General features: G+C 33.5%; 13 protein-coding genes and 1 pseudogene. 11 read left to right on the top strand and 3 right to left on the bottom strand.

Annotated elements, in window-relative coordinates:
• The 11 genes and pseudogenes from ACY2V1_RS01390 to ACY2V1_RS01345 form a co-directional block, all read left to right on the top strand.
• Positions 1–1,102: S-layer homology domain-containing protein (locus ACY2V1_RS01390; RefSeq protein WP_461833001.1), on the top strand; the 1,102-nt coding region annotated here is incomplete at its 5' end.
• Positions 1,103–1,114: 12 nt separating this feature from the next.
• A complete protein-coding gene (locus ACY2V1_RS01385; RefSeq protein ID WP_461833000.1) occupies positions 1,115–2,008 on the top strand; it encodes a TP0624 family protein in 894 nt (297 codons plus the stop codon).
• An 84-nt stretch (positions 2,009–2,092) separates the two neighbouring features.
• The gene (locus ACY2V1_RS01380) at positions 2,093–4,630 is read left to right on the top strand and encodes a hypothetical protein (RefSeq protein ID WP_461832999.1); all 2,538 of its coding nucleotides are present in this window, start codon (positions 2,093–2,095) and stop codon (positions 4,628–4,630) included.
• Complete coding sequence (locus ACY2V1_RS01375) at positions 4,630–6,162, top strand: SpoIID/LytB domain-containing protein (RefSeq protein WP_461832998.1); 1,533 nt, start codon at positions 4,630–4,632, stop codon at positions 6,160–6,162. Before ACY2V1_RS01380 ends, ACY2V1_RS01375 begins: the two co-directional genes overlap by 1 nt.
• A 122-nt stretch (positions 6,163–6,284) precedes the next feature.
• A pseudogene (locus ACY2V1_RS11030) lies at positions 6,285–6,434 on the top strand (hypothetical protein); the annotation flags it as partial.
• 15 nt (positions 6,435–6,449) lie between these two features.
• A complete protein-coding gene (locus ACY2V1_RS01370; protein ID WP_461832997.1) occupies positions 6,450–6,767 on the top strand; it encodes an HNH endonuclease in 318 nt (105 codons plus the stop codon).
• Between the two features lie 8 nt (positions 6,768–6,775).
• The gene (locus ACY2V1_RS01365; protein ID WP_461832996.1) at positions 6,776–7,288 is read left to right on the top strand and encodes a helix-hairpin-helix domain-containing protein; all 513 of its coding nucleotides are present in this window, start codon (positions 6,776–6,778) and stop codon (positions 7,286–7,288) included.
• Between the two features lie 26 nt (positions 7,289–7,314).
• Positions 7,315–8,037, top strand: a complete 723-nt coding sequence (locus ACY2V1_RS01360) for a hypothetical protein (RefSeq protein ID WP_461832995.1) — start codon at positions 7,315–7,317, stop codon at positions 8,035–8,037.
• Positions 8,034–8,654: a LexA family transcriptional regulator gene (locus ACY2V1_RS01355; RefSeq protein WP_461832994.1), complete on the top strand. Its 621-nt coding sequence runs from the start codon at positions 8,034–8,036 to the stop codon at positions 8,652–8,654. Before ACY2V1_RS01360 ends, ACY2V1_RS01355 begins: the two co-directional genes overlap by 4 nt.
• Before the next feature lie 60 nt (positions 8,655–8,714).
• Complete coding sequence (locus ACY2V1_RS01350) at positions 8,715–9,221, top strand: hypothetical protein (protein WP_461832993.1); 507 nt, start codon at positions 8,715–8,717, stop codon at positions 9,219–9,221.
• Positions 9,222–9,390: 169 nt separating this feature from the next.
• Positions 9,391–9,852, top strand: a complete 462-nt coding sequence (locus ACY2V1_RS01345; protein ID WP_461832992.1) for a serine O-acetyltransferase — start codon at positions 9,391–9,393, stop codon at positions 9,850–9,852.
• On the opposite strand, the gene ACY2V1_RS01340 is transcribed toward ACY2V1_RS01345, so the two are convergent.
• The 3 genes from ACY2V1_RS01340 to ACY2V1_RS01330 all read right to left on the bottom strand — a co-directional run.
• The gene (locus tag ACY2V1_RS01340) at positions 9,849–10,586 is read right to left on the bottom strand and encodes an energy-coupling factor ABC transporter ATP-binding protein (protein ID WP_461832991.1); all 738 of its coding nucleotides are present in this window, start codon (positions 10,584–10,586) and stop codon (positions 9,849–9,851) included. The two genes, ACY2V1_RS01345 and ACY2V1_RS01340, sit on opposite strands and share 4 nt — an antisense overlap.
• Before the next feature lie 53 nt (positions 10,587–10,639).
• Entirely contained in the window at positions 10,640–11,407 is a 768-nt protein-coding gene (gene cbiQ / locus ACY2V1_RS01335; RefSeq protein ID WP_461832990.1) for a cobalt ECF transporter T component CbiQ, read from the bottom strand.
• Between the two features lie 6 nt (positions 11,408–11,413).
• The coding region (locus ACY2V1_RS01330) for an HI_1622 family ECF transport-associated protein (RefSeq protein ID WP_498040217.1) at positions 11,414–11,598 on the bottom strand (185 nt) is incomplete at its 5' end.

Raw genomic sequence — 11,598 nt, 5'->3', positions numbered from 1 at the left:
TATGCATCATTATTTAATGGGAATGCAACTTGTAGAGAAACAGGACATAGAAGGTGCAAGAAATCATTTTGATAGGGCAATTTATCTAGACAAAGATTTTAGTCCAGCGTTGGCAGGAAAGGCCCTTGTATATGCAATTTACGCCCATACACAGAAGTCAAAAGGTCATTGGGAAGTGGACGCAAAAAATGCACTAGAATATCTAAAGAAGGCAAGAAAAGCAGCGGAAAACGATAGCGAAAAATTCATATATCATGTAACAGCTATAAGGGTCTATTTCACTGCACAACCAAAAGGCTGGCTGGAAGACGCAGAGGATCACTATGAAGATGCACTTGGTTTAGACAATGTAAAAGAAGAGAAACTCCCATATTATCAAACAATTGCTGCTGCCCACTACTTTATGGGTTATGCTTATTATATGGGATATGAGTTTAGAAAGGCAGAGGATGCCTTTTCCAAGACCCTGTCTTCTAAGCCAGGGAAATGGCATGATAAAGCAGATAAAATGTTTAAAAGGGTTCAAAAAATAGTTAGGGCCATGGGTCAGTATACTTTAACTAATATTGGTAAGAAAATAGCTGTAAAAGAAAAGGTTAGCAAAGGTGATGTTGCAGCACTCTTAGTTGATGAACTCCATTTAGATAAATTTATGGCTGGTAGAATAGTGGTAAAATCCAAGCTACCCAAGGCTGCATTTGTACCTGCAGATGTAATAAATAGTCCATTCAAGGAAGAGATAATTACTGTAATAAAATGGAATATTAGAGGACTTCAGCCTGAATTTGACAAGATCACTCAAGCATATTTGTTTAAACCTGCCGCCCCCATTACAAGGAAGCAACTTGCATTCATTTTAGAGGATTTACTAATTAAGTTAACAGGAGATGATTCAATTGCAACTGCGTATTTTGGTACAGAAAAAAGTCCATTCCCTGATGTTCAAACAAATGCTGCGTGGTTTAATGCTGTTATGAATGTAACTACTAGAGGTCTTATGGAACCTGATATATCTGGTGAATTCAGACCCAATGATCCTGTGGAAGGGTGTGAGCTTATTTTGGCTTTGATGAAGTTAAGAAATATAATGAATATTTATTAAAGGAGGGAGGTTATGAGAAAGATAGGATTATTTCTTGGAATTTTAATTTTTGTCTGTTTTAATGCTATGGCAGAAGAGTGGCAGCCAGTTACAGATCCTGTTAAGGTATTTTCCCAAGGATATATCCAGGTAATAGGGGCATCTGAAGAAGGCCAGAGCAGGTACAGGGCAATTAGGGCTGCAACAGTGGTGGCTCAAAGAGACCTTTTAGAAGTACTTCAGGGAATTACCTTATACGGTACTACTACAGTAAGAGATGGGATGTTGCAGAGTGATAATATTAGAACCACAGTCCAAGGGGTACTAAAAGGTGCAATTAAGTGTGGAGAAAAATATTATCCAAATAGGGGCTATGCAGAAGTTTGCTTAAGGCTTTATTTGAGAGGGCACGGTGGTCTTTATGACGTTATTTTACCTCTTCTAAAAGATGAAGGAATGCTTCCACCCCCAAAGCCAGTCTATCAACCAAAGTTGATTCCACAGGTAATGGAAAAACCTAAACCTACTACACAAACACAGCCTGTCCAGCCAAAACCTGAGGTCATCACACCTTCAAAGATTGAGAATCCTTATGATGGAGTCATTGTGGACGTGAGGGAATATCCTTTTAGACCTGCACTGGTTAATAGGATTTTAAATGAAAACGGTGAGATTATTTTTGATCCTTCAAAGATAGTTAGTTCTGTTTTGGTTGAAAGGGGATGTGGCGGTTTTACAAATAATGAAGATAAGGCAATAGCTCTTTTAAAGACTTGGGGTTCTAAAAATCCTCTCAAGATCAAGGCTGTAAAAGTAATTAAAAATACAGACGTAGCAGTAAATAAAGACGATTCTGCACTCATTTTTGTAAATAATGAAAAAACACAATTTTTAAATCAAGCAAGAGTGGTTTTCCTGCTTAAATAATTTTTTTATTGGGCTATGGGCATCAAGGATTTATAATTATTTCCTTGATGCCCTAATTAACGTTTTAGAAAAAAGTAGAAAGACATGAAATTTCGTTTTGGATTTTTCATTACCATTTTATTTATTTTTTTTATAATATTCCTAACCAATACGTACTGCAATATATCTTCCACCAAAAAAATTGGTTTGAATAAAAGTCTTGGTCTGGAATTTTCAGGAAAATTAAATTTTACTCTGCCAATTGATATAAATAAATTTAAGTTTAATGGGGAAATAAGTTTTTTAAATATAAAATTTAAAGGTGATTTTAATGTAAACATTATAAGTAAAACCCCCCTTAATGCTTTTATTACTTCAAAATCCATCTCTGCTGATGTTTATCAACTGATTTGTCTTTTTAAAAAAATAGGAGTGAAATTAAATCTACCTAAAGAACTATCAGGCACAATATATCTTAGAGGAGTTGATGTAGTTATTAAAGGAGATGAATATAATTTACACATAAAAAAAATTGATGGACTTAATTTTGATAAACAAAATATTTCAATTAATGAATTGGTATTTAATGGAAATTTGAAAAAGAAATTAATAAGTCTTAAGGTAGAAAAAGTTAATTTAAGTAAAACCTTTATTAGACAAATTGATCTAAATATAAATAATGATATATTAATTTTAAAGGCAAATGAAATAAATTTACATCTTAAAAGTATTACAAGGACTATTTTTAAAGCATTACCAAATATAAGAAAAAATCTATTAAGTCAGTTTAAAAAATTTGAAGATATATTTCCAGTAAATAACATAAATGCAAAGGGCGTTTTATCTTTAAAAGAGGTCTATACCAGTCTAAGTGGCCTAGTAACAAAAAAGATTCATTTAACTAAATTTTTTGCAAAAATAGATGCTAATCCAGCATCTGTAATTATTTATAATAACAAAAAAAATCCCGTCATATTATCTATTTTAACCAATTCCACTAATTTTATTTATTCTCTTAATAAAACTGAAGTTAAGTCAAGAGGTGTTTTGGTAAATTTGCACAATCTAATGTTGAAAAAAAATATAGATATCATAAATACGAAATCCTTAACCATTCCAAAATTGTCAGTAAATCTAACTGGTAATGCATCCTTTGAGCACAAAAATAATTCTACTGTTGTTTTTTTTACTAGCAATGTTGCTCCAAAAGGAGCAATTCCAATACATACAGATGCAGGTTCAATATTGAAAGTTATTTCTAGCCCTGTTAATATCAATATTCAGAACAATAAATTCAAATTATCGGCACAAAAGATTTTAGCTCAAGTAAGAAACGGAATTGTAAAACAATCTAATGGTAATTTAAATGTTACAGGAGATGTTCAAGTAAAAAAAATATATATTGATTTTGGTATAAAAGATAAAAAGATTGATATTAAAACCAATATAGGAATATATGCCTCAAACCTTCAATATAATGATTTATCAGCATTGATTAAAGAATTAAAAACATATGTTTGTGTAAGTAACAAGATACTTGAATTAAAGAATGGAACGCTAAATGCTAAGATCAATCAAGAAGGAAATGTACTTTTAAAATTTGATACAAAGATTCCTCTAGAAAATATAGCTTATAATTTAAAAAGTATATATAAGGATACTTTTTTTGATTTAACAATCACCGATTTAGAAAAGGATGATATAAATATATCATCTTTTAAGGCCAAAAAGGAACAAGTAGATGTTGTTCACTTTGATTATTCTGTAATTTTTCCATCTGGAAAAATTATAGGTTCCACTCAAGCCAAACTTTTGTCTAATAGATTTGACCTTATTACAAGAAAGATAAAATTTTATGCTTACAACCAACAAAAAAACAAAAAGCAGAGTAAACCTCCCCAAAAATCTGATAATAATATAGAAATAAAAATTCAAATTCCTGAGACTATTAAAGAGTTTTCATCCCATTATCATCTTGAGTTTGATTCACTACTATATTTAACAAACGAACATGAATATGAAGTATCTTCATTAAAGGGAGATATCTTGTTAAAAGATCATCCTTCTATTGGATTTAATGGGTATTTTTGCAATATTTCCTTTTCTGGTGGAGCAGAATTTTTAGACAAAGGTGTGTCTGGAATAGTCGATATTCGTGCGGTTGGTATCCCAATAGACCATCTATTAGGTTGCTTTATAAACAAGGCGCCGGTTTATATTACGGGAGATACAGATATTCAGGTAAATATAAATTTCCAAGGTGATACTATTAAAAAAATAGAAAAAAATTTGTTTTTTGATGTGTATCTTGATGTAAATAATGGAAGAATTTTAAAACTATCAAATTTGGGTAAGAAAGTAAGTATGATATTAGATATACTTAGTTTTGTAAAATTAAATCCTTCTAAATTAGAAGATAGTTTGGAATTTAATAAGTTTGCGTTATTTTTTAATGGTGGACTAAAGACAATTAACATAAAACAAGTTACCCTAAAGTCCTCGCTTTTAAATCTATATGCATCTGGTAAGATGGACTTTAACAAAAACAATATGGAAATAATCGGAAAAATAAAAAGAGGTTTTATCTCCAAAAAATTTCATTTTAGTGACAAAATAAAAAAGACAAATAAGGAGAGTAATTAATGAGACTCGCATTACAGCATATAATTATACTCTTTTTTTCATTATTTTTAATAGGTAATAAAGGGATATATGCATCCTCCACATTTAGTAATGAAACCCTGGCCCAGGAGAGATTAGCCCAGTGGAATATTAATTATGCCAGTTACTTAATAGACGTTGGGAAATATCTTGATGCACTTGAAGCCTATAACACCGCCTTTGATGTAACACCTTTTAAAAAAACAAAATTAAAGGTTCTTTTGCATAAGGCAAATCTCTTTGCCACATTTTTAGATGCAGAGAATCAGGCATTGGAGATTTATAACAAAATTATCTCCAATTATCCTGAAGGAATGGAAATAGCCTTATATAGAAAAGGACTTTTGCTTTTTGATATGAAAAAATATAAAGATGCTGCAAATGTTTTGTCCAGGTATCTTTCTAAATATCCTAAGGGCCGTTTTAGGTTTCAGGCAGAAGTTTTATTGGAGCAGGCAAAAAAGGCTGTAGCCCCACCCCCTGTTGTTAAGCCAACAATAGAAAAAAAACCCCCTTTTGTTAGAGTGCTCCTTTTAAGAAAGGCGAGGCTTATTAAATTACAAGGAAATGGTTTGAAAGTAAATGGCAAGCCCACAGAAAAACAAAGTATAGTGTTTGATACGGCAAGTATAAGGGCAAGAGAAATTATAGTAGAAGCAAAATCGCCCATTAGGATTAAATCTGGTGAATATTCAAAGAAGGTCCGAGGAAAGGTTGTTATAAAGCCAAAAAAATCTAGATTAATGGTTTTAAATATACTTGATATTGAGAAATATTTATGGGGAGTAGTCCCATCAGAATCTTATCCTTCATGGTCAATGGAAACACTAAAGGCCCAGGCTGTGGCTTCCAGGACCTATGCCTACTATCAGGTCTTGCACAGAAAAAATTGGGAGTATGACTTAGTTGATAATGAGGGAGATCAGGCTTATAAAGGAGTTGATCGAGAGACAAAAAAGACTACACAGGCGGTTAATGAGACCAGGGGATTGGTTTTAATGGAACAAAATAGACCAATCTTAGCCATGTACACTGCAAACAGTGGGGGATATACTGCAGATGCAAGATATATATTCAAATTAAATAAAAGATACCTTGTGGCACACCCTGATCCCATGTCACTTAAAGGTAAAATGTCCTCTTGGAAAAGGAGTTTTTCCATATCAGAAGTAGAAAAAAAACTCAGGAGAATTGGTGTCCCTGTCCATAATTTAAGGAAGATTTTGCCCCAAAAGGTAAGTCCTTCAGGAAGAATTATCAGCGTCAAGATAGTTTCTGATACTGTGAATAAGGAATACAGGACCTGGACCATTTTGCGGAGGGCACTTAGACTTCCAGAAATCTTATTTTCAATAGAAAAAAGGGGCAATAAATTTATCTTTTCAGGAAAGGGTTGGGGACATGGTGTTGGGTATTCACAATGGGGAAGTGCTGAAATGGGAAAACAGGGATATAATTTTCGTGAAATACTTAAATTCTATTATCCAGAAACAAAAATTGTCAAATTATGGTAAATAATACCTAGCCCTTTACAAAAATGGCAATATGTTGTTATCTATATTCCATCCTAACCAACGTTTTGTAGTAATAAAAAAATAGCAAGTGAGGGTTAGATGATGGGGTAGTTGTAGTTTTAAATGCAGATTACACATATTTAAACATAATTAACTGGAAAAGGGCAGTAAAACTTCTGGTTCAAAAGAAGGTTGAGGTAATAAAATATACCAATAGAGTAATACATGGCTTTAACCACAAGATTAGGATCCCCCTGGTAGTTCGACTAATTAAGTTTGTTAGGAGTTTGTACAGACGGAGTGTGCCCTTATCAAAGAAAAATATATTTATAAGAGATGGTTATATTTGCCAGTATTGTGGAAAGAAAATAAAGTCAAGGCCTACCATTGATCACATTGTTCCAAAATCTAGAGGCGGAGATTTTTCCTGGACCAATGTAGTAACTGCCTGCATTCGGTGCAATCAAAAAAAAGGGTGCAAACTTCCTTCAGAAGCATCTATGTCTTTGATTAAGCGGCCAGTTAAACCTACTATATCGGAATTTTTAATGAAAAAAATAGAGCTTCTTGGTCTATCTGGTGTTTTAGACGATCTTTGGGGCTAGCTAAGCAGATGGTCTTTTTTAATATAACCAATGAAGATATTGCAGATAAATTGGAAGAACTTGCAAACTATCTGGAATTAGAAGGAGGAAATGTTTATAAGATAAGGGCTTATAAAAATGCTGCCCAAGTAATTCGCGGGATAGGAGAAGACTTATGTGAGATGGTTAAACAAAGAAAAGACCTTAAGGTTTTTTCAGGAATTGGGAAAAATATAGAAAATAAAATAATTGAAATTGTAAAAACTGGTGATCTTGAGAAATTAAAAAAATTGAGGACAAAATATCCTAGGGATATTTTAAGATTGCTAAGTATCCATGGACTGGGCATTAAAAAAATAAAGACACTATGTGACACTTTAAACATAACATCTCTAAAAGAGCTTTTAGATTATGCTGAAAATGGAAAAATAAGATCCATTCCTGGATTTGGAGAAAACATGGAAAAAAAGATTTTGGATTTTTTAAAAAAATTTAACTTAAAGAAAAATTTTTCTCCCACCAAAATATCAAACTTGCCTTAGGAAAAAGTAGCTGATATGAAATTCGTATGGAATCAAGAGGTATTAATCTCTATCCTGACACAGTAAAAAGATTTAGGATCTGCCAGTGTTGCGGAATTCCTTTAGATAGGGGAAGAAAAAAGTATTGTTCTTCTAGTTGCAAAGAAGAATTTGTATTTAGATTAAAGTGGTTTAATAATCTTTTAAGAGCAGTAAATGCAAGGTATGCAACATTCTTTTTCAATGAGCAGATACTTGGATTAAACATCCTCCCATATAGCTCAGAAGATGTTTATTCATTTTTTTATAACCGTACCCCAGGTAAACGCCCAATATATGACATGGAGAAGATGTTGTTTTTGCTTGGGGAAATCTGGTGGGATAAACTGAAAAATTATGGTAATAGGGATGCTGCTTGCAGAGGAGTATTGAAACAGGCCAAGACTCGTATATTCAATAAAAATATAGTTATCCCAAAAGAAAAGATATCTTTAGTAGGAGTTTCAAAGCATTTAGGCTGTCTCAAAATAAACAGGCTTGATTTATTAGCTAGCGAGGATCCATACGCGTTTGTAAAACGGGCCTTTAGGAATAGTATTTTGAAATACCATCCAGATATGGGTGGAGATGAAAAGACATTTATAAAAATTTACAACTCCTATCAAAACGTCATTAAATGGTTAAAGCATCCAAGATATGCTTCTACACGAGGTGTACCAGGTCAATGGTGTTTTGAAGCAGGAAAGACCAATTGGTATGCTCCGCTATGACAGACCTTGATTTTAATCAATTTTTTGAGAGAGTTACCAAGCTAACTCCAATCAAAAAACAAATTCAGCTTGCAAATGAGCTGGGGGTAGGAAGGGCTGCCATATCAATTGCCAAACAAAAAAATAGCGTCCCCTATAAGTGGGTTATTCGTATTGCAGAAAAATACAATCTAAATCCTACATATCTCATAACAGGTAAAGGAGATCCTTATAGTGGGCAATTAGGCCCAAAAAGGATCCTTTTAATGCCTTTATGCCCAAATAATGGCGATGAAGGCAGTGGAGACATTTTAGTTGATTTTTCTGAGGGGATAGAAATATCTGTATCTCAGTGTAATGAAAAATTTTATTTCAAGTTGCTGGAAAATAGTATGGTGTCTACCTTTTATCCTGGAGATATTTTAATAATTGATAAATCAAAGGAAATGAAATTGGGAGATGTATTTGTCTTTAAGTTGTTGGAATATAAAACTCCACTATTTTTTGTTAGAAGAATAGGTATAGGGGAAAACAGTTTGATTTTGTTAGCAGATAATGCTACTTATCCCCCTCTTCCTTATGACGAAAACAGATTTGAGGTAATGGGGCGTGTAGTTGGATTTTTTAGAACAATATAATACCAAGCAAAGAACATATAGTTAGAGGTTTTGCTTAAAAACAAGATTTAGGGAGAAGATATGAAAGACAATAAATTTAAATATGCATTAAAAGAGATTAGTGATGTAATAAAATTCGAGATGTGGCTTCGTTTTTATTTTGCATCTCAAGGTAGTGAAGGAGATTTTGTAGTTTTAAAGGTACCCAATGAAGTAATGGAGCATATTAAAAAAGAGTATGAGCTCCTCTATGAGCTGGCCAATGAGCTCAATAATAAAAAAATTACCCCTGAGATATCCCAAAGAGCAGTTACAGATTTTATTCTGAGAAAGCTTGAAGGTAAGAAATTTCCCCCTGCAATGGTTCCTAGCGTGTTAAACAGTAAATCTTTTGAAGTAGAGGTATCTGTGTTTCACCTGTGGGTTTCAGCCCATGAAGATCAGTTAGATGAAAAGGTTTTTGATTTTAAAGAATGGATGCAGCTTTTTGAGGCATGGAAGAGGACAGAGAAAGGTCAAAATGTATTGAGCACCTTACATTCTCCTGGTTCTAAGGCAAGTGAAATAACCCATATCAGTGAACAGTGATTCGTGATTCGTGAATAGGAAAAAAAGAACCAATATACCAATAACCAATATACCAATACACCAAATAGATATTAGTGGTCAGTGTGAGTGGACAACAGATCACACACACTGATAACAGATCACTTTTAATTAGAATTTACACAAATAATATTACAGGCTAGAGAAAATAATGGGTTTGGTTGTATGGTTACATAGGCTTAGCCATTTTTTATGGAAAAAAAAGATACTATTTGTGCCAGATCTAATTGGATTTCTTATAAGGGTACTCTATTCAGCAGATATACATTATCAGGCCCAGATAGGTAAATCAGTAGTTTTTTCCCATAATGGCTTAGGAGCAATAATACATCCAAGGGCGGTTGTTGGAGATAATGTAGTAATTGGGGCACACGTTGTAATTGGATGCAATCTGGATGCATATGATGTCCCTAGGATTGGAAATTGTGTGTTTATTGGACCAGGTGCAAAGATACTCGGTGATTTGAGTGTTGGCAATTTTGTACTTATAGGGGCAAATTCTGTTGTGCTTGAGTCTGTGCCAGATAGATGTGTTGTTGCTGGTGCTCCAGCTAAAGTGGTTAGACACCTCTTTGACAAAGAAGTAAAGGCCTATTGGCCTCATGCATTTTAAGCCAATTTTTTTTCTGGGTGCTCGTGGGGGACATCACCATATGGATGGACATGAAAGTGTTGATGTAATACAGATCTGTCTGTTTCTATTAGCCTTCCTTTATCCATAACATATAAGGAATTGGTTGTCCTGTACAAAAAATCCCAGTCATGGGAAACTATCACAAAGTCCATTGGGAGGTCATTTATAAGATTTATTATAGTCTCTCTTGTAGCTGGTGCAAGGCCTGTTGTTGGCTCATCTAACAATAATACCCTTGGTTTCATTGCAATAATAGTGGCCAGAGAAAGTAATTTTTTTTCACCCCCAGACAACTTTGTGGTGATTCTGTCTTCCATTCCCGATAATCCAACCACCTCAAGTGCCCACATTGCCCTTTGTTTGGCCTTATCTGGTGAGAGTCCGAGGTTGAGTGGACCAAACGCCACATCCTCTAGGACAGTTGGGGAGAATAGTTGATCATCTGGGTTTTGAAATACAAGGCCGATTTCTTTCCTTAGCTCTACAAATTGTTTTGAGCTCTTTATTTTTTCACCATGAAAAAATATGGCCCCTTTTTGGGGCGTTATTAGTCCTACACAAAGGTGTAAAAAAGTGGTTTTTCCCTCGCCATTTGCCCCAATTATTCCAATCCTTTGATTTTGTTCTATCTTAAAATCTAAGCCTTTTAGCACATAATCTTCTGATGAGGAATATTTAAAATATATATCCCTTAGCTCTAAAATTGGTTGCATCAAAATAGCTCCTCTATCCGATCAGTGAAAAACAAGGCGACGTTTAATATATGCTAATATCTCCAGAAATTTTGAATATAACTGGTAAAATTAGAAATTACAATAATAAATAAGGACAGGTAGGCAATTATTATATCGTTTCTTGATAAATTAAAATCCTGAAGAGAATAAAACTTGCCATTAAATCCCCTAAGCACCATGGCATTATATACCCTTTTTCCCCTTTCATAGCTTTTTATCAGCCCCATTGCCAGCATATAGGAATAGGTTCTGTAAGTATGAAGGTTGGTTTTTGGATGAAAATTTCTAATTTTAGCAGCATTTAGCATCCTTGAAAATTCCTCAAAAATTACACTGATGTATCTATAGGTCAAAAGAAACAATAGGATAAATTTGGGCGGGACCTTTAGTTTATAGAGTCCGTGACCTAATATTGGGACTGGCGTGGTATTTATAAAACATATAATAGTAAGCACTGTACTATTTGCCTTAAGTGTTATTAAAATGGCCTGATAAATGCCTTCATATGAGGCAGACAATCCGTGAATCTGAAATATCTCCCTGCCTGGAGTTGAAAAGGGTAGAAAAAACCAAAGAAATATAACAAAGGAATTAACTACAAGAACCCTTTTTGCTACCTTTAGGAGTGAAAGTTTGGCAATTAATATACTTATTATTAAAAAGACAAGAATGACACCACAAGAAGTAATATTATTTGAAAGAATTACACTTAGTATTATTAAAAATGCTAATAAGGTCTTCACCCTAGGATCAGTTTTGTGGAAAATAGAGTCTCCAATACTAAATTCATCGTCAAACATACTTTTTTATCCTTTTGACTTAAAATAGAGGATTATTCCCATAAACCCAAATATATATCCAATACCTCCAAGGATGTCCCTGAGTCCAATTTTAGGCGTGCTCAACTCTGCAATGTCTTTTTTAATTGGGGTAAGTTCTTCTCCTAAAACCTTTTTAAAAATTTTCTCCAATTTTTTATAATCAACTGAAG

The sequence above is a fragment of the Desulfothermus sp. genome (assembly GCF_053993635.1).
This window is presented reverse-complemented; position numbering and strand designations above follow the sequence as displayed.